The organism is Martinezella calliandrae (genome assembly GCF_030272695.1).
Taxonomy (GTDB): Bacteria; Pseudomonadota; Alphaproteobacteria; order Rhizobiales; family Rhizobiaceae; genus Rhizobium; species Rhizobium calliandrae.
This window is the reverse complement of record NZ_JARFYN010000039.1, coordinates 42,758-64,668: the sequence shown is the minus strand read 5'-3', so window position 1 is coordinate 64,668 and position 21,911 is coordinate 42,758. Positions and strand designations below refer to the sequence as shown.

Annotated in this window: 16 protein-coding genes and 1 pseudogene; 10 read left to right on the top strand and 7 right to left on the bottom strand. The window is 59.8% G+C overall.

Going from position 1 to position 21,911, the window contains the following annotated elements; translation table 11 throughout:
* Window positions 1-646: 646 nt before the first annotated feature.
* The 3 genes from bglX (at window position 647) to PY650_RS25085 (ending at window position 5,294) form a co-directional block, all read left to right on the top strand.
* Window positions 647-2,929 (top strand): beta-glucosidase BglX, encoded by a 2,283-nt coding sequence (gene bglX, locus PY650_RS25095; protein WP_285882302.1) that lies wholly within the window; start codon window positions 647-649, stop codon window positions 2,927-2,929.
* 487 nt (window positions 2,930-3,416) lie between these two features.
* Window positions 3,417-4,139, top strand: coding sequence for a dienelactone hydrolase family protein (locus PY650_RS25090; protein WP_285882301.1), 723 nt, complete (start codon window positions 3,417-3,419; stop codon window positions 4,137-4,139).
* A 357-nt stretch (window positions 4,140-4,496) separates the two neighbouring features.
* The gene (locus tag PY650_RS25085) at window positions 4,497-5,294 is read left to right on the top strand and encodes a lytic murein transglycosylase (protein ID WP_285882300.1); all 798 of its coding nucleotides are present in this window, start codon (window positions 4,497-4,499) and stop codon (window positions 5,292-5,294) included.
* Window positions 5,295-5,795: 501 nt separating this feature from the next.
* Here PY650_RS25085 and PY650_RS25080 read toward each other — a convergent pair.
* Window positions 5,796-6,191: a cupin domain-containing protein gene (locus PY650_RS25080; protein ID WP_285882299.1), complete on the bottom strand. Its 396-nt coding sequence runs from the start codon at window positions 6,189-6,191 to the stop codon at window positions 5,796-5,798.
* Between the two features lie 639 nt (window positions 6,192-6,830).
* Here PY650_RS25080 and PY650_RS25075 point away from each other — a divergent pair.
* Window positions 6,831-7,520, top strand: a complete 690-nt coding sequence (locus PY650_RS25075) for a MarC family protein (RefSeq protein WP_285882298.1) — start codon at window positions 6,831-6,833, stop codon at window positions 7,518-7,520.
* 418 nt (window positions 7,521-7,938) lie between these two features.
* Here the strand turns inward: PY650_RS25075 and PY650_RS37185 are convergent, their stop codons facing one another.
* Window positions 7,939-8,313: a BA14K family protein gene (locus PY650_RS37185; protein ID WP_432761578.1), complete on the bottom strand. Its 375-nt coding sequence runs from the start codon at window positions 8,311-8,313 to the stop codon at window positions 7,939-7,941.
* A gap of 897 nt (window positions 8,314-9,210) precedes the next feature.
* Here PY650_RS37185 and PY650_RS25065 point away from each other — a divergent pair.
* The 5 genes from PY650_RS25065 (at window position 9,211) to PY650_RS25045 (ending at window position 16,138) form a co-directional block, all read left to right on the top strand.
* Window positions 9,211-10,839: an L-lactate permease gene (locus PY650_RS25065; protein WP_285882296.1), complete on the top strand. Its 1,629-nt coding sequence runs from the start codon at window positions 9,211-9,213 to the stop codon at window positions 10,837-10,839.
* A gap of 13 nt (window positions 10,840-10,852) precedes the next feature.
* Complete coding sequence (locus tag PY650_RS25060) at window positions 10,853-11,074, top strand: EmrB/QacA subfamily drug resistance transporter (protein ID WP_285882295.1); 222 nt, start codon at window positions 10,853-10,855, stop codon at window positions 11,072-11,074.
* 79 nt (window positions 11,075-11,153) lie between these two features.
* A complete protein-coding gene (gene ggt, locus PY650_RS25055) occupies window positions 11,154-12,815 on the top strand; it encodes a gamma-glutamyltransferase (RefSeq protein WP_285882294.1) in 1,662 nt (553 codons plus the stop codon).
* Between the two features lie 129 nt (window positions 12,816-12,944).
* Window positions 12,945-14,759 carry an SLC13 family permease gene (locus PY650_RS25050; protein ID WP_285882293.1) on the top strand — a complete coding sequence of 605 codons (1,815 nt, stop codon included), beginning with the start codon at window positions 12,945-12,947 and terminating at the stop codon, window positions 14,757-14,759.
* Window positions 14,760-15,304: 545 nt separating this feature from the next.
* Window positions 15,305-16,138, top strand: coding sequence for a DUF3037 domain-containing protein (locus PY650_RS25045; protein WP_285882292.1), 834 nt, complete (start codon window positions 15,305-15,307; stop codon window positions 16,136-16,138).
* A 119-nt stretch (window positions 16,139-16,257) separates the two neighbouring features.
* On the opposite strand, the pseudogene PY650_RS25040 reads toward PY650_RS25045, so the two are convergent.
* Window positions 16,258-16,485, bottom strand: a pseudogene (locus tag PY650_RS25040) (TraM recognition domain-containing protein); the annotation flags it as partial.
* A gap of 8 nt (window positions 16,486-16,493) precedes the next feature.
* On the bottom strand, window positions 16,494-17,087 hold the full coding sequence (locus PY650_RS25035; protein WP_285882291.1) for a LysE family translocator: 594 nt from the start codon (window positions 17,085-17,087) through the stop codon (window positions 16,494-16,496).
* A gap of 205 nt (window positions 17,088-17,292) precedes the next feature.
* Between PY650_RS25035 and PY650_RS25030 the strand changes: the two genes are divergently transcribed.
* Window positions 17,293-18,138 carry an aldo/keto reductase gene (locus PY650_RS25030; protein ID WP_285882290.1) on the top strand — a complete coding sequence of 282 codons (846 nt, stop codon included), beginning with the start codon at window positions 17,293-17,295 and terminating at the stop codon, window positions 18,136-18,138.
* Here the strand turns inward: PY650_RS25030 and PY650_RS25025 are convergent.
* The 3 genes from PY650_RS25025 to PY650_RS25015 all read right to left on the bottom strand — a co-directional run bounded on the left by PY650_RS25025 (window position 18,135) and on the right by PY650_RS25015 (window position 21,744).
* Window positions 18,135-19,109 carry a capsular polysaccharide export protein, LipB/KpsS family gene (locus PY650_RS25025; protein WP_285882305.1) on the bottom strand — a complete coding sequence of 325 codons (975 nt, stop codon included), beginning with the start codon at window positions 19,107-19,109 and terminating at the stop codon, window positions 18,135-18,137. The genes PY650_RS25030 and PY650_RS25025 overlap by 4 nt on opposite strands.
* Before the next feature lie 151 nt (window positions 19,110-19,260).
* Window positions 19,261-19,833 carry an acetolactate synthase small subunit gene (gene ilvN / locus PY650_RS25020; protein ID WP_285882289.1) on the bottom strand — a complete coding sequence of 191 codons (573 nt, stop codon included), beginning with the start codon at window positions 19,831-19,833 and terminating at the stop codon, window positions 19,261-19,263.
* Window positions 19,834-19,950: 117 nt separating this feature from the next.
* Entirely contained in the window at window positions 19,951-21,744 is a 1,794-nt protein-coding gene (locus PY650_RS25015; protein ID WP_285882288.1) for an acetolactate synthase 3 large subunit, read from the bottom strand.
* Window positions 21,745-21,911: the final 167 nt, after the last annotated feature.

Genomic DNA, 21,911 nt, shown 5'->3' with positions numbered 1-21,911 from the left:
TAAGCGAAACCATCAGAAAGCTCCAAAACAGAGCTCCCTAAAGAATCCATATCACATCAAACCGCCACACCTTTTTTCAAATGCGATTCCCCTGCGGTGAACACTCTTATGGTCGAAGATCCGAAATAGATTTCAGACGTCAATATATCGAGGAATAAGGGGGGAGTCCTTGGCTTGTTGAAAAACGCCCTTCAAGCCATGGAGCAGTGCGAACGTGTCGTACTCACCTTCGCCGAGCCGTTTCTTCAGTGCACTGAGATGCAGCTGCTCTCCTGATTGGGCAATCGCCATGAAACTGGACGGTTTAGTATAGTGATAGAATTGCGCGAGTTGGGCTGATCGGCCGCAAGGCCCAGGAGGACATCGCGACTGCACCCAAAATCAAGCAGCTGTCAGTGGTCGAAGCTTTGGGGGTTGAAGGGAAAATACGACGTTTGCCGTCACCTTTGAGAACCAAGCTAAAGATCGCCATACCATGAAGCTCAGCTTGGCGCTTCCCGGATCGCCATTTTTCTGCAATTGTGCACTAACGTTTCGCTTGTTTCGCCGGTCTCCATCCCAACTTCCGAATGGCGCGCGCCGCCAGAAGCGATCCAGGTTTGTTCCCATGACCCATCATTGCCGGAACCGCCGAAGAATTCCTGCTGTGGACGAATGGCGCGGTAGGGGCGTCGTACTAGTGTTGCGCTGTCGCACGCTTCTCTTATTGTTCGCCTGTCTAGTCATCATGCCGGTCGCGTCAGCGCGAAGCTGGTCCGACGATCCAGTGATCGAGGCCCGCGTCGAAACGCTGCTGGAGCAAATGACACTTGAAGAAAAGATCGGCCAAATAAGTCAGTATTCTGGCGGGGCGCTGACCGGCCCCGGCTCGGGTCGCAGCGGATACGAGGATGTGATCGCCCACGGTCGGGTCGGCTCCCTTTTCAACGTGAGCGGGCCGGACGTGAACCGCTACCAGAGGATCGCGATGGGGCAATCGCGGCTGAAAATCCCGCTGATTTTCGGGCTTGATGTCATCCATGGCTATCGCACCATATTTCCCATCCCTCTCGCGCTTTCGGCGACCTGGGATCCGGCCTTCATTGAAAAGTCCGCGACAATTGCAGCCATGGAAGCTCGCGCGGACGGCATTCGCTGGACGTTTTCTCCGATGGTCGACATCGCGCGGGACGCCCGCTGGGGCCGCATTACCGAGGGCGCCGGCGAGGACCCCTATCTCGGATCGGCGATGGCACGCGCTTATGTTCGGGGCTATCAGGGTAAATCGCTAAACCAGGAGGCCTCGATCCTGGCCTGCATGAAGCACTATGTCGGCTATGGCGCGGCTGAGGGCGGGCGAGACTACAACACGACCGAGATCCCCGAGCGGCTGCTGCGCGATATCTACCTGCCGCCCTTTCAGGCAGGCATTGAGGAAGGCGCGGCCACGGTGATGAGCGCATTCAATGCGCTGAACGGCGTGCCTGCGTCGGCCAACGCCTTCACGCTCAGCCAGATCCTGCGCAAGGAATGGCAGTTCAAGGGTTTTGTGGTCAGCGACTGGACGTCGATCGCCGAGACGATTGCCCACGGCACAGCGCTCGACGGCGCGGATGCCGCGCGAAAATCGATTATGGCCGGCGTCGACATGGATATGCAGAGCGATCTCTATCGCACTTCTTTGGCGGATGAGGTCAACGCCGGCAAGGTGCCGGTCGCCGTGATCGATGAGGCCGTGCGGCGTGTCCTGCGTGTCAAGTTCGCGATGGGCCTTTTCGACGATCCCTATGCCAGGATCGAGCCCGAGAAGATGCTCACGCCGGAGCACCGGCAATTGGCCCGCGAAGCCGCCGAGAAATCGTTCGTGCTGTTGAAGAATGACGGCATTCTGCCGCTGAAGCGTGGCGCTCGGGTCGCCTTAATCGGACCGCTGGCTGACAGCGCCGGCAACATGCTTGGCGCCTGGGGCGCCAAGGGCGAGGCAGCCGACGTGGTCACCTTGCGAGCCGCGATGGCGACGGAACTCGGCGCGGAGCTCACCTATTCAATAGGCACGGAAATCCTGACGGATTCGAGAAGCGGTTTTACCGAGGCGGTCGAGGCCGCGCGTCGCGCCGATGTCGCGATCCTCGCGCTCGGCGAGGATGCGCCGACCATGACGGGTGAAGCGGCCTCACGCACCGATCTCGATCTGCCTGGCAACCAGCAGGCCCTCCTGGAAGCAGTGGCGGCGACTGGGAAGCCAGTCGTGCTCCTGGTTTTCAGCGGCAGGCCGCTGGTGCTGACACGGGCAGCCGAACAGGCCGGTGCGATGCTGGAGGCCTGGTTCCCCGGCGTGGAGGCCGGACCGGCGCTCGTTCGCACCCTTTATGGCGACAGCAACCCAAGCGGAAAGCTGACGGCGAGCTTTCCGCGCGCGGTCGGACAGTTGCCGCTCTACTACAACCACCTCGCCACAGGTCGGCCGCTGGCGCCGGAGTTCGATGCCAATTCAGCCGGTTCGGCGCCGAAATACACGTCGCGCTACATCGACCAGGCCAATTCGCCGCTCTACCCCTTCGGGTTCGGGCTCTCCTACACGACATTCTCCTATGGACCCCCGAAGCTCGAAGCAGAGAGCTATTCAGCAGCCGAGTTGAACGAGGGCAAGGGGCAAGTGAAGGTCTCGGCCGAAGTGACCAATAGCGGTCCGCGGCCTGGCGAGGAGGTCGTTCAGCTCTATGTCGGCCAGCGCGGCACGAGCGTTGCCCGCCCCGTGCGCGAGCTGAAGGGTTTCCGGCGGGTAGCTCTTGAGCCAGGCGAGACCAAGGCAGTCGAATTCGTGCTTGAACGAAACGAACTGGCGTTCTGGAACATCGACATGAAGAATGTCGTGGAACCCGCCGCATTGAAGATCTGGATTGCCGGAAGCTCGGCGTCGGGAACACCGTCCGAAGTGAGCATCAGGTGAAAAGTGGCTGCGGCAAGCCTTCCACGCGGATAGGAGTACGCGCGCGCCCTTTTCGCCGTGCGCCATTTGGCCCTTGCACAATTACTTGCACCTTGACCTCCGTTGTCGAGGAGGCCCTTGTCAAGGCGGGCTGGAAACGGCGCGGGATGCACCAGAAGCCTTAAAATCCCTCGGCCTCAGGCTATACGAGTTCGACCCCCGTCGTCCGCACCACATCGAAATAACTTGCATAACTTGATCTCAAAAGTGCGTGGCGCTTGCCCGTCAATTCATGCGGGGGGCACGACAGAGGGCACCTGGCGCGAACGAAGGAAAATTTCTTCAACAGACGATCATTGCTTTCATAAATGTCAGCGCACAGGAGCAGAACGCATTCGCAAGCCAAACCGTGTCCAAGTTCTGCTAACTGCAAAGCTCGAAAGAGATCGCTGAGGCCATATATGAAGCTGTGAAAGGGAGATGACCGAGGCAACGAAGGGGAGAGCCAATGAGCGATACGAGCGAGACTGAGTTCCACTACGCTGTAGGCGAGAAGCACTACTGCGGTCTACTCCTGAGGATCTTGGGCGGACAAGCTAAAGCCGCCATGGTATTGTTGCCGGATTGGAGGGGGCAGAGCGCTCTTGCCCGCGATCATGCAGGCCATCTACTAGCATTGGGCTGCGTGGTCTCAATCGCTGACCTGTACGGCGACGGTTTCAACCCGGAAAGTCCGGATCAGGTCGGACCGATGGTGAGGCAACTGATGGACAACCGCGACCAAGGGGTGGCCGCGCTTGCCGCGTGCGTGGAGCGATTGCGGCAGGAAGTTCCGGCCGGCACGCCGGTGTTATGCCTAGGCTACAGCGCTGGCGGGATGGTGGCTTTGGACTATGGCCGCAGCGGTGCGGATGTTGCCGGGATAATCCTGTGCTCTGCGCTGCTGAAAACCGCGGCGGAGGGAATGGACACCCGCATTCGCGCGCCGGTGCTGATCCTGCAGGGCACGCAGGATCAGGTGTCGCCGATGGAATCGATCGCCGCGCTCGTGACGGAGATGGATGTCGCCGGCAACGATGTGCGCTTCAATCTCTATAGCCAAACGCACCATGCGTTCGACAATCCGGAAGCCGGCACAGATCCCAATGCCCGCCTGGTTTATTCGCCTACTTCGGCACGGCGCGCGAAGGAAGCAATCGCCAGTTTCTTGGCCGAGGTGACTAAGCACTAAACTAAACACCCCTGATGGATTTGCTGTTCGGCAGCATCGATGCATGGCCGGTTCCCGGTTTTGCGGACACAGTGGTAGGCACGGGCGCAGGCGTGTGAAGCCGGCTCTTTGTAAAACGGCTCTTATGATTTGCTAGTACTGGCACGGCTCCAACATACCAACACACGGCATCACTGGGGGACAATGGATTGAAGTAGCCCAAGACCTGCTGGGGGGCGCCTCTTAAAGCCTTCGGACCAAAGCTGCTTCGGAGCGAGTTTTCTCGAGCGTGCGAGCAGCCAATTAGGCTTTCCGCAAATGAAGGAGTGACGCCATGCGGCCGGAGGCATGATGGTTCAAACATACGAGGAGAGCGACATGGCATTCTTTGCTAAAGGACAGTTGATTGCTGCGGCGGGAGCCCTCGCCTTCTGCCTCCTGGCGTGCGTTGCTCAGGCGGCATCATGCGGTAAAAGCGCCGACGGGTTTGAAGAGTGGAAAGTGGGGTTTGCCGAGACGGCAAAGGCCGCCGGCGTCCAGGGGAAGGGTCTTGCAGCGCTTGCCGGTGCGAAATACGCCGCAGGCACCATCCAGGCCGACCGCTCGCTCAACAAGGCCTTCAGCGGCTCGGTCGACGACTTTATGAGACGACGTGGCGGGTCCGCGATTATTTCCAAGGGCCGTTCGCTCAAGACGGCAAACGCAGCACTTTTCGACAATATCGAGCGCAACTACGGCGTGCCCGCCGGGGTGCTACTCGCCATCTGGGGCATGGAGACGGGCTTCGGCGCCTCCATGGGCAACCAGAACACTGTTTCGGCAATCGTCACGCTCGCCTACGATTGCCGCCGCCCGCAATTCTTCGCGCCGCATGCCATCGCGGCGCTCAAGCTAGTCGACAGCGGCGTCCTGAGTGCCGGCTCGGTCGGCGCCATGCACGGCGAGATCGGCCACACAGGGTTTCTGCCCGGGAACATCCTGAAATACGGCGTAGGCAGCAGGAACATGCGCGACAAGAGCACCGCGCTGATGTCCACGGCCAACTTCCTCAGGGCGCACGGCTGGCGGGCCGGCGGGGGCTATGAAGGCAACATGGGCGCCATCGCTGGCTGGAACTCCGCGAGTGTCTATCAGCAGGCGATCGCCCGTATAGGCGAAGCTATCGACGGTGGTTAGATCCTACAGCTAAAAAGCCGCCATGCGCCGGATCAGAATTAGCGCCTGGCAACTGGCCAGCCAGTGTGCGTTGTCCCGTTGCGATCTTGGGCACTTTGGGCTTAGATGAACTCACCATCGGCACCGACTGAATCAACGGCTGCAAACGCGCCTTCATCACCGACGCGGCTGGGTTGGCGGTCGACGCCCGTCTGGAAGACTTCGTCCGCATGGCGATTTCGTCCTCACAATACGGACCCGGCAGCGACTGTGCCTCGGTTCCTTCAAGAGGCTGCCGGCCTGGGACGCAATCTGATGAGCAGCAGTGCATGGATGTCACCTCCGGCAATGTCCAGCACCCGGCTGACCGCCTCAGCCGCAACGGCATCAACACCTCCCGCTTCAAAACGGAAAGTGCTACCTATGTCTTCGGTACAAAACCTTACCGATGTCTCAAGTCGGGCACACACGCATGTCATCGGCCTCCATGAAACGATGAGCCGACAGCCAGCTGAAAAACCTTCAAGCCACCGGAAAGCGATAGATCACGTCGGCGAAGGAGCCGGTCGGGAAGACGTAGAAGAATTTCAGGTTGGTTGTTGATTCGTTGCGGATGCCGTGTTCGGCATCGCCGGGGATGAAGACTGTGGTGCCTGCTTTGACCGTGGTTTCCTGCCCATCGATCCGGACGATGCCGGTTCCCTCGAAGATGAAGTAGATTTCCGACGGATCGTGCCGATGCGGCTTGAGCTCGCCGCCGGGGTTAAGTTCGGCGATGCCGGCGCTCATGCTGTCAGTAGGCGTGATGTCGCCGCTCAAGAGCGTACGCCAGGATATGGCGCCGTGAACGGGATCGTCCCATCCGTCGCGCGGGCGTTCCTCGGCCGTGGTGATAACTGCTTGCGATCGTTTTATCATATTGCCTCAAAACGGTGGATCAGCAACTATTGAGAACGGTGTCACAACGGCAGAGAATGTCAATCGGACCGATATCGGTTGGCAGAGTGGTCCAATACACCGCACTCGAAATGCGGCATGCCTGCAAGGGCATCGTGGGTTCAAATCCCACCCTCTCCGCCATTAAAATAGTGTATATAGTTGAAATAATAGGGCTTTCCTTAGAATCCATTTCTCCATTTGCACACTTGCTTGCACTGTAGGGATCTTTCAGATTCGTCCTTTCTAAGGCTGTCTTCGGACAGGCTGAAACGGCCCGCCGCACCGCGGCCTTAAGGACCCTCGATGTCGGTTGCACGCGCAAGAGCCACCGTTGTCCGCACCATATTTATGTTAATATTCACACGGGATGAGCCACCGGGCGATAGGGCCTTTTCGAGGCTCTACATGCATCGCCCGGCGGATTTCCTTGCCGTGGACCAGAAGCATTTTGGCGTCGTCGTAGTGGCAATCCGAATGTGATTAACTATGTTTCCGTTCCGATACCGCCGTGCAACAAGCCGAATGTTAAAGGCAAGAGATGACGCAGGGGACAGCGGATTGATCGCCTTCAGACATTCCAGTCAATCCCGCCGCGCCGCGCGAGATGGAGCTACCCAAATGAACTCGGGTATCGATACGTTCGCCCTTGTGTTTGCGTCGATCTTCCCGGTCGTCAATCCGCCGGGTGCGGCACTCGTCTTTCTCGGGCTAACCGGCCAAGCAACGCCCGAGATTCGCGCTTCCCTTGCAAGGCGCGTCGCCCTCAATTCACTAATCCTTCTGATATGTTCATTTCTGATTGGGGCGCTCGTCATGCAGTTTTACGGGATTTCGATCCCTGTCCTTCGTGTTGCCGGTGGGTTCATCGTGGCGGTGTCGGGGTGGAAGCTTCTGAATGAAGGAAGCCGCAAGGAATTGGACACGGCAGTTGCCGGTGTGCCGGCCAACAATTTGCTCGACCAGGCTTTCTATCCGCTGACGCTGCCGCTGACGACGGGGCCAGGTTCAATCGCGGTTGTCGTAAGCATCGCGCTTTCGGAGAAGACTGTAGCCAGCGGCGCTGACAAGGCCATGTTCATATTGGCGAGCCTTCTCGCCATCACTGTCATCGCCTTGACGATCCTGCTGTGCTTCGCCTATGCCAATCGCATCCAAAGGCTTCTTGGTCAGGTTGGGACTGACATCGCCGTGCGACTGTCCGCGTTCATTCTTTTTTGCCTCGGATTGCAAATTCTCTGGTCGGGCGGAAGCGAACTCTTGATATACCTTATAAAAACTGGTTCTGCACAGTCGCTAGCAGCTGCGTAAATGGCTCACCTCCGGAAAACTGCCGACGGCTTGGGCTGACCTGGGAGTGGTGTATGTACCACCCACGCTCAGGCGACGTCCCCATCGTCAAGCAGATCGCTCGCGATGCCGATGCGAAAATCAAGGAGAACGCTGCAAAGGCGAAGGGAGGGTAAGATCCTAGGCGTCATGGATGGCGCCCGTCCAATTGGCCCGTTCGGATGGTCTGCAGCACGGTGCCGAATTATGGGCTATTGACCGGCACGACTTGGCTCCTCCGAAGAAAATCCCAGGAATCATTCCCCATTGGAAAAGCGATTTCGCCTGTCATCGACTACATGACTGAAGGCGGTCAGGTCGCGAACAAGATCGCCGATCAGAAATTTCTTTTGCTTCTAACCGACGAAGTTTTCCATCGGACCGAGCCGCCCATAGACGCTCACCGATATGGTGAAACGCATTGCCGGCGAGGACCATTGTAAGGCTGGAACGTGTTGTCAGAGACACGGTAGGACCGGAACCTGTTCATGCACCAAGAAACATGCCGGGAATTACGCGAAGGCGCAGTGGTGTGGTGAACTGGACGCGGGCGCGACACAGCGCTTCCGACAACCACCCCAGTTGTAAATGCCGCGGCGGGGTACCACCAGCCATCGTTGCGCCGTCGGCATCCTCGGCACTGCGATCGAGAGCCGCGATATCCACGCCAATAGTGCGAGTTTGAACGCCCAGACGTTGTGTTTCGCCCAGAAGAGCGGCGACCCGACTGCACTTGGATAACGTCTGAAACGCTTTGCGGCTCCGTGATCGACATCCTTTGGATTGGCGCCGCCTCTGCAGACAAGAACCAAGCCGGAACCATGAGAAAACTTAGAAGTACTGTCAGAACGCTTTTCGCCATGCTTGCGCTCCTTTGGCCTCTTAGGAAGCATATGTAGCTGTTTCGGCTTGCGGCAATAGGCGCTTCACCACAGTCGTCTGCCTTTAAATTCCCCACTGCGGCCACCGTCGGCATGCGTTAAGCCACCGGACAACCGAGGCCGATGGCATTCGCGCCGGCCGCAAGAATTTTATGGTACATGGTAGGTTTGGTTGTCCCTCACGCTTCACATATTCCAGATCGGCACCGATTGGTGGATCAGCGGCTCAGCATGAGGATTCCACTTCTGCGAAAACAAAACCTCCGCCAGGCCCGTAGCCGGTATGATCCGAACGAAGCGCGAGCATGAACTGACCGACGGGCGCTAATTTGGCAAGAAGTTGAACCAGACGTTTAGCATGCTGCCAATGAAATCCGGAAGCGGCAGCTCGGGTCGGCGTCAGCTTCGCTGCGGCAGATGACGGATTTGCGGCCGCTTGCGGACTGTCCGCAGCTGCGATTCCTTACACGAAAGCGGACATCCAAGGATTCGGCGCTGAGATCCGAAGCGGAGCCAAAGATCAGCTTCCGAACTCGTCGCATTCCATTCAAAACTAATGTACCGAAAAACTGAGCTGCTTAGCTTGGTCATCGGTTGTCAGGAAATCATTGTGATCGCGTCGCGCGATTCGCACCGTTGAAAATTTTCTCGGCTTGGCCGATAATTAGCATGCGAATTATGGCTTTCCTTGCAAAAGCCCGAAATCATGGGCTGTGCGGTTATTTACTGCAATCTGCGACATTGTCTCGGATTGCCGAGAATCCCGGTTTTGCTCGTAGGAGGAAGGGACCATGAGCAATGCGCAGGTGCCGGTCGATCTTCTGCATTGGATATTGGCAATTCTCCCCATCCTCGCGCTCCTGATTTTTCTCGTGCCGTTGCGATGGCGCGCTCCGGAAGCAGGGCCGATGGCCATGTTCGTTGCGGCGATCGTGGCGCTCGTGGCCTTTCGAACGCCCGTGCAGACCTTGGCCGTCGCTGGCGCGAAGGGGGTGTGGGATGCGATTTTCATCCTCTATGTCATCTGGCCGGCGCTATTCCTCTATCAAATTACGAAACAAGCCGGCGCCTACGACGCGTTGCGGCAGGGCATCGCCACATTCAGCCGCAACGAGCTGTTCATCATTCTGGCGCTGTGCTGGGTATTTGCATCTTTCCTGCAGGGCATTGTCGGCTTCGGCGCCCCGGTCGCAGTAGTCGTGCCACTGCTGATCACGGTTGGCGTGAAACCGGTTTATGCCGTAGCCATGGGTGTGCTCGCACACGCCTGGGCGAGGTTCTTCGGTACCCTCGGGGTCGGATGGCTGGCGCTGCTACGTGTGTCCAATGTGGAAGATCCCGTCAGGGCCGCTTTTGAATCGTCCCTGCTCATTCTCATTCCGACTTATCTGGCCGGCTTCCTTGTCGTGTGGCTCTATGGCAAGGGACCGGCGGTGCGACACGCGTGGCCGCTTGTCCTGATCCTCGGCACCATCCTCGGAGTCGGGCAGCTCCTCGTCGCCCTCTTCAGCCCCGAGCTGTCGACATTCCTGGCTGGCGCCATGGCGCTCTTGGCTCTCTATCCGCTGTCGCGTTGGAAGCGATACGGCGAACCGGTCAAGGGCATTGTCGAGCGGCCGGCCATGGTGGAACGGCAAGCGGGCGAACAGAGCGAGGCGGCGCCGGTGATGGGGCTTGCCATGTCGTTTCTGCCCTATGCCGTGCTGACGGCAGTAACCCTTGGTGTCCTCCTCATTCCCGCGATCAACCAATTCATGCGACAGGTTCAGGTCGGGCTTCCGTTCCCCGCTGTCGAAACCGGCTTTGGCGTCCAGAACGCCGCCGTTGAACGATATGCGCCCGTTACCGTCTTCACCCATCCCGGGATGATGGTGCTCATCACCGCGGTGATCGTATGGATCGTGTACCGGGCGGGAGGGTATTATCGCGCTTGGGGCGAGCGCCATACGCCCGAGAGTATCTGGTCTGCTCTGCTCGTCGACGCGGTGCCCGCATCGGTCCCGGTTATCGCGTTCCTGGTGACGAGCCGTATTCTGGATCATAGCGGCCAAATCCTCACGCTCGCCTACGGCATCGCGGCTGTCTCGCCGCCCTTGGTCTACGCGGGCGTTGCCAGCGTCATTGGTGCTCTCGGCGCTTTCATGACGTCAAGCAGCACTGCTTCTTGCGTGCTTTTTGGTGGTGTGCAGAGCAGCGTGGCTCAGCTCCACGGAATGTCCAGGGAGACAATCATCGCCGCGCAGGCCGCCGGCAGCGCATATGGCAACGCAATCGCGCCGGCCAATATCGTGCTTGGGACGAGCGTCGCAGGCGCAAGCGGTCAGGAAGGAGCGGTGCTGCGCATCACCATGCCTTGGACCGTCATCGTCGCTGTGTTGACGGGCCTGGCAACGATCGGTTTGGTTGTTTTTGCTCGATGAGCAGGTGGACGCCATGGATAGAAAGTTAAAGGCAGAGACTTGGGCGCTGCTGCTGCTGTTCGCCTCATTCCCGGTCGTCAGCTTCGGCACGACCGGTGGAAGCTACCTGGTGTGGTTGATCGGTCTGCTGAGCCTGGTCCTCGGCGGTCTGCTGCCCGTCTGTACCCGCTTCATGGATCACTCCGGCGATACGGTCAGGGATGTCGGCATGGAGTTCGACGATCGGACGTCCTAGAGCGCGGTCTTTCGGGAGAGACGCTTTGGCCGCTCCGTAGGTAGCCTATATCGCACCACGCTTTTGCAAGGAGGCTATGATGACTTCTTCAAATGGTCCGCGCACCGGTCGTCCGTCGACCCGTGCGCCCCACGGTATGGTTTCCACGCCGCATTACCTCGCGAGCGCGGAAGGGTTGAACATGCTCAGGCGCGGAGGAAGCGCCGTGGACGCGGCGATTGCGGCGAACGCGGTGCTGTGCGTCGCCTATCCGCACATGGCGGGGCTGGGAGGCGATGGCTTCTGGCTGGTTGCCGAGCCGGGGACCGGCGCGGTGCACGGCCTCGATGCCAGCGGACCGGCGGCAGCTGCCGCGACGCTCGACTACTATCGCTCGCGCAGCAAGGATGGCGAAATCCCGGCGCGCGGCCCCTTGAGCGTGCTCACCGTTCCCGGCGCGATCGACGGATGGCGTGCGGCACACGAGCGCTATGGGCGTCTCGCCTGGGGTGAATTGTTCGAGGGTGCCATCGTATATGCGGAGAAGGGCGTGCCCGTCACTCGCTCGCTTCGGGACTGGCTCGTCCAGGATGTCCCGATCCTGACGCAGTATCCGGCAACCGCCGCCATCTTCCTGCCGAACGGCCGTGCACCGGCCGAAGGCGACCGTCTGGTTCAGGCGGCTCTAGCCGCCACGCTCAAGGAATTGGCCGCCAACGGCGCCCGCGCATCCTTCTACGAGGGGGATATCGCGGCGCGCATCTGCACCGCGTTGCAATCCCAGGACTCGCCGCTGCGGGCGGAAGATTTCGCAGGCTATAGCGCGGAATGGGTCGAGCCGATCAAAGGCACCTACCGCGGCTACGATATCTACGAGCTGCCGCCCAGCACCCAAGGCTTCGTCGTACTGCAGATCCTCAATATGTTGGAGGGCTATGACGTGGCCGCATGGGGCGACGGCACGGCGGATTACTATCACCACATGGCTGAAGCCGTGAAAATCGCCTTTGCCGATCGCGAGGAATGGCTGACGGATCCCGAATTCGTCAATATTCCAATCAAGGAGCTGATAGACAAGGCATATGCCGGCAAGCGCCGCGGACTGATCGATCCCAAACAGGCGCAGGACATCTCAACGGTTCCCGCCGGCATTCCCTTCAAGAACCCGCACGAGCGCCGCGCGCCGGATGGCGACACCTGCTATTTCTGCACGGCCGACACGGACGGGATGGTCGTCTCCATCATCCAGTCCATCTATCACGACTTCGGCAGCGCCGTGATCGCTGGCGATACCGGCGTACTCATGCAAAATCGCGGCGCATTCTTCTCGCTCGACCCGCAGCACCCCAATCATCTGCAGCCGGGGAAGCGAACCTTCCACACGCTGATCCCGGCAATGATGATGCGCGACGGAAAGCCCCATCTCGCCTTCGGATCGATGGGAGGCGAAGGCCAGCCGCAGACGCAGGCAGCGATCGTGACCCGGCTCGTGGATTTCGGATACGACGTGCAGCAGGCGATCGAGGCGCCGCGCTGGCTGATGGGGCGCACCTGGGGGACAAAGTCGCGCAACATGTCGCTCGAGGGGCGCATTTCCGACGAGGTTGTCCGCGAGCTGAAGCAGCGCGGTCAGCCGGTTCAGATGGTGACGGACTGGAACGACAACATGGGGCATGCCCATGCCATCCGCATCGATCGCCAGCAAGGCTTCTACGAGGGCGGCGCGGACCCGCGAGGGGACGGGGCGGCGCTCGGCTATTGAACCGCCCGAAAGACGATGCGCAAGCGGAAGGGAGCGTATGTGCATGTCGAGCGCACTGAACCCGTCGCCGTCAAGCCATGACATCCGGCAGGCGCCCGGCACGCCGCGCTGGCTAACTCCGGTGAGACCGTGAACCATATCGCGATCACATTGTCGATCATTGGCCTGGCGCTGGTACTGTTTGCCTGGAACCCGGTGCCTGCGGTCGTGGTCGCAATCGGGGCATCCCTGGCGCTCTTCTTCACCGGTGTCCTCACCATGCCCGAGGCTCTGACCGGCTTCGGTGACCCCGTGGTGATCCTGATCGCCGCGTTGCTCGCCATCGCGGTCGCCGTCGAGACGACTGGGGTCGGCGCCTGGGCGGGCCAGCTTCTCCTGCGTCTCAGCGGTGCCAGCGAGATGATGCTGCTGGTGGCGCTTTCGGTCGTCGCCGCGATCTTCAGTGCGCTGATCGGCATGAACGGGGCCGTCGCCGCCATGCTGCCGGTGACCGTCACCATCGCGGTCCGGACTGGTATTGCGCCGTCGCACCTGATGATCCCGCTGGCGCTGGCGTGTCTGAAGGGCGCCAAGCTGACGCTGCTCGGCTCTCCGGTCAACGTCATCGCCGCCACGCAGGCGGAAGAGATGGGCGTCGGTCATATCGGCTTCTTCGAGTGGTCAGTGCTCGGCATCCCGCAGCTCGTCGGGTCGATCATCATCGTCATGTTGTTCGGGAAGCGCCTGCTGCCCGACCGGCGGAGCGAGTCCATTCCCGCCGACTTCAGCGGCCATGCCCAAACGCTCGTTCAGCATTACAACCTCGAGCACGGGCTGCACCAGCTGGCGGTGTCCGCCACCTCGGCTCTTATTGGTACGTCGCGCAAGGCTGTCGACCTCGGCCGGTATGCCGGTCTGCGCGCCGTCGCCTTCCTCGATTGCAAGGATGGCCGTCCGCTCGAACGCGACCTGCTCGATACCGGAGACCTGATCCTCGTCCGCGGTGACGGCCATGAGGTCGACCGCATGGCCGCCGACCTGCAGCTGGAGGTGCGCGAGCACGGCGACAAGGCGGCGCTGGGCGACGTCCTTCTATCGCGCGACTCCGGCCTTGCCGAGGTCGTCGTCCCCGAGCGGTCGGCCTTGATCGGAAGCACGGTATTCCCGGGCATGACCAGCAAGGACCACGAGGTGATGGTGCTGGCCGTACAGCGCGGCGGCGCCGAACTGGTCCGCCCGCGGCTCACGCTGCGTTCGGGCGACCACCTGCTGCTCCAGGGCAGCTGGCCCGCCCTGGAGCGATACCTGTCCAGCGCCCAACTGCTGGTCATCGACTCGCCCGACGAGGTCCGCGTGCAGGCCGTGGCGCTCGGCCGGGGCGCAAAGCGCCTCTTTGCGATCATGGCGCTGCTGGTGGTGCTCCTGGTCTTCAATATCATGCCGGCGCCGATCGCGTGTCTGCTTTGCGCGTGTCTCGTCGTAGTCACCGGCGTCGTGCGCCTGCCGCAGGTCTATCGCGGCCTCGACTGGAATACCGTCCTCCTGATCGGCGCCATGATCGCGCCCGCGCGGGCCATGGAGAAGAGCGGCGCCGCCGAGATGATCGGCAACCAGATCGTAACCATACTCGGCGGCTTCGGTCCGATCGCCGTGCTCGTAGGTCTCTTCCTTGCGGCAACCCTAATCACGCAGTTCATCTCCAATACCTCGACGGCCCTGGTGACGATGCCGATCGCGCTTGCGGCAGCAAGCGACATGCACGTGTCGGCGCTGCCGATGGTGATGAGCGTGGCGATGGGGGCGAGCGCCTCCTTCCTGACCCCGTTCGCCAACGGCGTGAGCCTGATGGTCTATGGGCCGGGCGGCTACAAGTTCGGCGACTTCTGGAAACTCGGCCTCGTTGTCCTGGCCTGGACGCTAGCAGTGACCGTCATTGTCACTCCCCTCTATTGGCCGTTCCACTGATGGCAAAAAAGCTAGCTCGGCTATCGCGTTCACTAGCCCTTTTCGTATTGGGTATGTTGCATAAAGAGCACGGCACGGTTTCAAGTATCTGGAAAATCCCAGCATCCGTGGAAACGTCCGCTCGAAGGACGGATGTGCCCCTACTGCGACCGATCTGTGGCGGATATTACTGCTAGCGGTCGGCCATCACGACAATTCGGTGGCGTTGAAGAAATAGCTTCGAACCGACTGACGATTGCCGATGGCGCACAGATGCTGTCGCGCCGGAATCAATCTGATGTTTGCTTTCGGGCAGACTTCGCTGCAGGCTCTACGACCGAGAAGGGGGCGCAAAGCTGCTGATATGCGATGCGAACCTCCTTGTCCTGTTAGGGGCCGTGTGCGAACCGTCAGGTTTTGGCTTGGTTTAGCAAAAGCTTCAGCATCCGACCCCATCGTCGCCGTTCGGAGGACTGCGGTCGCCGCCCGATCGAAATCGGTTTATCAATGGATCGCGTCGAAGCTATCCTCGAACGATATGAAGTGCAGGCGTTTTGGGAACGATAATGAAAAAGCATGCAATAAGCTATGCGATAATCCGTTTCCAGCCTCATGTTGAGACGGAAGAGTTCGCTAACATCGGAATTGTGCTCGTCGCGCCGCGTATGAGCTATCTCGACTTTAGGCTCGAGACTAAGCGCCTGGGCAGATTAACAAGCTTCTTCGATAGCGTCGAAGCAGCGACTATCCGTGCGGTGTTGAAAAACTATCATGCTGAGCTGACGCGGATCAAAGATATCGCAGGTCATAATGGTAACGGGCAGACCCGTTTCGAGTTCAAGCTCACTGATAATGCGGATCATCTGTTCCACGCGCTAACCAAAGACCGTGAAGGCATTATACGGTTTAGCGAAGTTCGTTTCGCGATGACGGATAGTCCGAAAAATAAGCTTGATGAGCTGTTTGACTACTATGTGGGAAGGAATTTCGCGAGTTCGGTCTACCGGGAAGGGCTCTTGGAGCGGCATGTTCGCAACATGCTTAAGCTCCGGGAGATCGACCGAAACTTCAAAAAGCGTTCGTTCAATGACGGCGTCTACTCGGCGACATTTCCGTTTGTTGAGATAGTCGATGACAAACCTGTTAAAATTCTGAAGCCGATCTACCTGGGACAAGACGACCCCACTCGCATCCTTGATCACGGAAATAAGTGGCTGTTTACAATTAACCGGCTGAAGCAGGTGCTTCCGCGCCATATCGTTTTTGCGGTCGAAGGACCGACCGGCCCTTCGTTGCGGCAGCGAGCATTCCGGGAAGCTATTGATCAATTTCGCGCAAGCGACATTCAAGTGGTCGACGCCACAAAAGAGCGCGAGTTGCTGCAGGCAGTTGATAGCTAACGAGGCTTTGAATCCGCGATGTCGTGACGAAGGCGATTGGCGTTGATGAGGTTAACAGCCTGCCTCACGCCAGCGTAGCCTTGATGACCTTGAGCGTTTCAAGGAGCTGGTCGGCAGTCATTGCCGACCAATTCCGCCGTCTCGATGTCGTTGACACCGAAGAGCTGAAGGAAGGCTGGCAATGGACAGAAACGTCCCTGTCCTTTTTACGTATGTAGCGCGGAGCTGGTGGACTTCTTGCAGGATCGGCCAATGCTGAACTCCGCAGCCAGCCATCAGTCCCATTGCGCGCTCGATCGGATCGAATGACCGAGCGCCGCAAACTCATCGAGAAGATAGAAAACCGGCACCGTCGCTACTTCAACATCGGCCAAAGGCTGAGCACCAGCAGGACCGCCATGGTGATGTTGAACCATTTGAGGCGAACGGGGTCGGAAAGCCAGTTGCGGAGCGCCGAGCCGAAACCGGCCCAGGTCGAAACGCTGGGAATGTTGACTGCCGCAAAGGCAAGCCCGACCAACAGCACGCTGAAGAGATAGAGTTGCGGATTGGTGTATGTCGCCATCGCGGTCACCGCCATCACCCAGGCCTTGGGATTGACCCATTGAAAGGCCGCGGCGCTCAGGAAACTCATCGGTTCGACGCCGATTTCCTTCTCACTGAGACTGCGGGAGGTGCCGATCTTCCAGGCGATCCAGACGAGATAGGCCCCACCGGCGAACTTGAGCGCAGTGTAGAGCAGCGGCACGGTATGCAGCAGCGCGCCAAGACCCAACCCGACGCCGAGCAGCAGCAACAGAAAACCGGCGCCTATGCCGAGCATATGCGGGATCGTGCGGCGGAAACCGAAATTCACGCCCGATGCGAACAGCATCATATTGTTAGGCCCAGGCGTAATCGATGTCGTGAACGCGAACAAAAGTAGAGCCAGGAATGTATTCAGCGCCATGAAACCTCTCCGGACACCGCACTTTGCTGGAAAGCGGTCGTCTATGCCGTGACGTGCATCTCTCGCAGCGGCACTTGTGTAATGCAACACTAATTCGCCGAGGATTTTCATGCCATGGCATGATTGTCATGGTGACATGAAAGGCGTCGATTGAAATCCCCACGAATGAACCTATCCTTCGCCTCTTCAGCAGCGAGGACAGGCCATGCACGACCCTATTCCGACCGTCACTCTTCCCTCCGACACCGCGGTTCCGGCACTTGGCCAGGGTACGTGGAATATGGGTGAAAAGGCCGCCCGTGCTAAGGACGAGATCGCTAGCCTGAGGGCGGGGCTCGATCTCGGCATGACACTGGTCGACACCGCCGAAATGTATGGCGAAGGCGGCGCGGAAGAAATCGTCGGCCAGGCGATCGAGGGGCGGCGCGACGAGGTATTCGTCGTCAGCAAGGTCTACCCCATGAATGCGAGTCGCAGGGGCGCGATCGAGGCTTGCGAACGCAGCCTGAAGCGGATGAAAATCGACCGCATCGACCTCTACCTGCTGCACTGGCGCGGAGAATATCGGCTCGCCGAAACGGTGGCTGCATTCGAAGCCCTGAAGGCCGCCGGCAAGATCGGCGCCTGGGGCGTTTCGAATTTCGATGTCGACGACATGGAGGAACTGCTGGCAGTTCCCGACGGCGGCAACGTCGCCACCAATCAGGTGCTCTATAATCTCGGCCGGCGCGGCATCGAATATGATTTGCTGCCCTGGTGCCAGGAACGCAACATCCCCATCATGGCCTATTCGCCGATCGAACAGGGCCGCCTAGTGCATCATCCGGAGCTGATCCATATCGCCAAGACCTATCAGGCAACGCCGGCGCAGGTCGCGCTTGCCTTTCTGCTGGAACGTGATGGTGTGATCGCCATTCCCAAGACCTCCAATGTGCAGCGGGTATTAGAAAACCGCGATGCCGTCTCGCTCGATATCACCGATGAGGATTGGGCGACCCTCGACGCCGCATTTCCACCGCCGTCGCGAAAGAAATCGCTGGAGATGCTTTAACTGCGGGCTTGCGAGCGCTGCTGCGCAAGGATCAGTTCGATCGCCTGGAAGACATCGATCTGGCGCCAGTCCGCCGGATTGCGATAGGTCGGATAACGCCAAAAGGCGGCTGCGGCGATCTGGTCGACAGTCCGCAGCTTGGCGCGACGCCCTGCAAGCGAGGCCTTTGCGTAGACGCCGAATTGATCTTCCGTCACCCCCCAGCCGGCATAGAAGGGCGCGGCATAACAGCGAACCGGCATACCGCGCAGCAGCGCATCGAAGCCGAGCGGGCTGGAGACCGTCCAGACCTCGTCAACGACCTCAAGGATCGATGCGGCTGATACGATATCATTGAGAAATATGGCTCCGGCCTTGCCGGCAGTTTCCGTCGCCAGATAGCCCTTGCGGTGGCCGGCCATGACATCAGGATGCCTCAGGATCAAACATTGCGCGCCGCTTTTCTGCGCGTCGGCGAGCATCCGCTCGAACGAGGCGTGCGAGCCTAGAGCCTTTCCGACCGAAATATCGCCGACGACCTGATCGATCAGGAGGATGCGGCGCTTCGTCGTCGGCTCGATCACGGGCGCCCTATGCGGCAGATGATTGTATTTGGAGAGCCGATGGCGGACGATCTGCTCGCGGATCGTCTTGCCCAACTCGGTGACATCTTCCGCGCCGGCGATCAGGCGTTCAAGGCGCGAAGGCCGGCTTGCATCCACCGGTAGACCGAGATCATCGACCACGATGGAAAAAGGGATGGCGCCAGCCTTGCCGAGGCCGACCGAGCGCAAAAAACCGTCTTCGAGATGCCAGCGCGGCAATCCGCGCAATCGCGAGATCGCCGCCACCGTCTTTGCCGGCATACGGCTACCCCAGGAAAGCACGCCGCCAATACTTGGCGATAGCGTCGTCGCGATCTTCTGGCCGCCGAAATATTGACCAAGCCAGGGAACGGCATTGCGGACAAAAAACGTGGCGCCGAGACGCATACCCGCCGGAGGATGCCAGCTCTTCTCACCGATATCAGTCGCAGCTTCTCCAGTCGAAAAATCCAACTTGCCACCCTACCTGAAACGGTGCGCGCCCCCGAGCGCTCAGAACCCACGCGACGCCCGAAAACCGGTCAACGCAGCAGGTCCGTTACATCCCCTGCGGACCGCGGTTCATAGCGGCGATGCCGGTGCGGCAGACTTCGATCAGACCGAGCGGCTTGATGATCGCGATGAACTGGTCGATTTTCGAGGATTTGCCGGTGATTTCGAAAATGAAATGCTCGATCGTAGCGTCTACGACCTTGGCGTGGAACGCATCGGCCAGACGCAGCGTTTCGGCACGGGTCTCGCCGCTCCCAGCCACTTTGAGCAGCGCCACCTCGCGCTCGATCGGCCGCTCCTGGCCGAGATCGCGGGCGCGTACCGTCAGGTCGACCACACGATGAACGGGCACGATGCGCTCAAGCTGCGCCTTGATCTGCTCCAGCACCGCCGGCGTGCCGCGCGTGACGACGGTGATGCGCGACAAATGTGCCTGATGCTCGGTCTCCGAAACGGTGAGGCTTTCGATGTTGTAGCCCCGACCGGAGAAAAGACCGATGACGCGGGCAAGCACGCCGGGCTCGTTGTCGACCAGCACCGAAAGCGTATGGCTCTCGGTCGTGGCGGTCTCGGGCGAAATGAAATAGGCGGAGCCCGTGGGTTGAAGGTGTGCGGTCATTGTCCTTGTTCCGTTTCCTCGGTTCTTATGTTCACGATGCCAGCGCGATGCTGATCACAATACGATTTGGTCCAGTGCCCCGGGACGCGGCAACTCTCCCGTGCCCCGGCGATCCGATCAAACGAGCTGCCGACCCTTGGCGTCGATGGCGTTGGCGACGGCTTCGTCGGTGGCTTCGTCCGGCAACAGCATCTCGTTATGCGCCTTACCCGAGGGGATCATCGGGAAGCAATTGGCGAGATTGGCAACGCGGCAATCGAAGATGACGGGCTTCTTGACATCGATCATTTCCTGGATCGCAGCGTCGAGATCGCCGGGCCTTTCACAGCGCAGGCCGACGGCGCCATAGGCCTCCGCCAGCTTGACGAAATCCGGCATTGCCTCGGTATAGGAGTTCGACAAGCGGTTGCCGTGCAGCAACTGCTGCCATTGGCGCACCATGCCCATATACTGGTTGTTCAGGATGAAGATCTTGATCGGCGCATTGTGCTGGATTGCCGCCGACATTTCCTGAATGCACATCTGTATCGAGGCGTCGCCGGCAATATCGATGACCAGGCTTTCCGGATGGGCGATTTGCACGCCGAGAGCAGCCGGCAAGCCATAGCCCATGGTGCCGAGGCCACCCGAGGTCATCCAGCGGTTCGGCTGTTCGAAGCCGTAGAACTGTGCCGCCCACATCTGGTGCTGGCCGACTTCGGTCGTGATGTAGGTGTCGCGGTGCTTCGTCAGCTCGTAGAGACGCTGGATCGCATATTGCGGCATGATGACATCGTCACTCGCCTTATAGGCGAAGGAATTGCGTGCCCGCCAGCGCGCAATGTTCGCCCACCAGTCGCCAAGACGATCGGCCGCGGGCTTATGGGACAGTGCCCGCCACAGGCGAACCATATCTTCCAGAACATTGCCGACATCCCCGAGGATGCCGATGTCGACGTGAACGTTCTTGTTGATCGAGGACGGGTCGATGTCGATGTGGATCTTCTTCGAATTCGGCGAAAAGGCATTCAGGCGGCCGGTAATGCGGTCGTCGAAGCGCGCGCCGATGCAGACCATGACGTCGCAATCATGCATCGCCATATTGGCCTCGTAGGAACCATGCATGCCGAGCATGCCGAGCCAGTTCTTGCCGGATGCCGGATAGGCGCCGAGGCCCATCAGCGTCGAAGTGATCGGGAAGCCCGTCAGCTCTACCAGCTCACGCAACAGCTTCGAGGCTTCCGGGCCGGAATTGACGACGCCGCCACCGGAATAGATGATCGGCCGGCGCGCATTCGCCATCAGTTCGACGGCCTGTGTGATCCTGTTGAGATCGCCCTGAACCTTCGGCTGGTAGCTCTTCTGGACATCGCGCGCATCTGGCGGTGTATAGGTGCCGGTGGCGAACTGAACATCCTTCGGAATGTCGACGACAACAGGACCCGGACGGCCGGACTGGGCGATGCGGAAAGCCTCATGGATGACGGCGGCGAGCTTGTTGACATCCTTGACCAGCCAATTGTGCTTGGTGCAAGGCCGCGTGATGCCGACCGTATCGCATTCCTGGAATGCGTCGGAGCCGATCAGCGTCGTCGGAACCTGGCCGCTCAGGCAGACCAGCGGGATCGAATCCATCAATGCATCCTGCAGCGGCGTGACGGCGTTCGTGGCGCCCGGACCGGAAGTGACCAGCATGACGCCGACCTTGCCGGTCGAGCGGGCATAGCCTTCCGCCGCATGGCCAGCGCCCTGTTCGTGGCGCACGAGGATGTGCTGGATGTCGTCCTGCTGGAAAATTTCGTCATAGATCGGCAAAACCGCGCCGCCCGGATAACCGAAGATGTGTTCGACGCCATTGTCCTTGAGCGCCTGCAACACGATCTCCGCGCCTGTCATCTGATTGCCGCTCGCCTGTTTATCTGTGCCGGTCATACGTTTGTTCCGCTATCTGCTGAGGGTTTGGGAAAGATGAAATCTCGATTTCGGGCATAAAAAAAGGCTCCTTTGGAGCCTGTTGTCTAGCGCATGGGTGGCTATCGCCGGATGGTTACACCATCCTGCCCATGCGCCGTCCCACCACGATAAGAACCGTCGATTTT

Coding starts and splice junctions, on each gene's coding strand:
- PY650_RS25090 (WP_285882301.1), top strand. CDS start 3,417: ATGAGCGATACGAGCGAGACTGAGTTCCACTACGCTGTAGGCGAGAAG.
- PY650_RS25085 (WP_285882300.1), top strand. CDS start 4,497: ATGGCATTCTTTGCTAAAGGACAGTTGATTGCTGCGGCGGGAGCCCTC.
- PY650_RS25080 (WP_285882299.1), bottom strand. CDS start 6,191: ATGATAAAACGATCGCAAGCAGTTATCACCACGGCCGAGGAACGCCCG.
- PY650_RS25075 (WP_285882298.1), top strand. CDS start 6,831: ATGAACTCGGGTATCGATACGTTCGCCCTTGTGTTTGCGTCGATCTTC.
- PY650_RS37185 (WP_432761578.1), bottom strand. CDS start 8,313: ATGTCGATCACGGAGCCGCAAAGCGTTTCAGACGTTATCCAAGTGCAG.
- PY650_RS25065 (WP_285882296.1), top strand. CDS start 9,211: ATGAGCAATGCGCAGGTGCCGGTCGATCTTCTGCATTGGATATTGGCA.
- PY650_RS25060 (WP_285882295.1), top strand. CDS start 10,853: ATGGATAGAAAGTTAAAGGCAGAGACTTGGGCGCTGCTGCTGCTGTTC.
- ggt (WP_285882294.1), top strand. CDS start 11,154: ATGACTTCTTCAAATGGTCCGCGCACCGGTCGTCCGTCGACCCGTGCG.
- PY650_RS25045 (WP_285882292.1), top strand. CDS start 15,305: ATGAAAAAGCATGCAATAAGCTATGCGATAATCCGTTTCCAGCCTCAT.
- PY650_RS25035 (WP_285882291.1), bottom strand. CDS start 17,087: ATGGCGCTGAATACATTCCTGGCTCTACTTTTGTTCGCGTTCACGACA.
- PY650_RS25030 (WP_285882290.1), top strand. CDS start 17,293: ATGCACGACCCTATTCCGACCGTCACTCTTCCCTCCGACACCGCGGTT.
- PY650_RS25025 (WP_285882305.1), bottom strand. CDS start 19,109: ATGCGTCTCGGCGCCACGTTTTTTGTCCGCAATGCCGTTCCCTGGCTT.
- ilvN (WP_285882289.1), bottom strand. CDS start 19,833: ATGACCGCACACCTTCAACCCACGGGCTCCGCCTATTTCATTTCGCCC.
- PY650_RS25015 (WP_285882288.1), bottom strand. CDS start 21,744: ATGACCGGCACAGATAAACAGGCGAGCGGCAATCAGATGACAGGCGCG.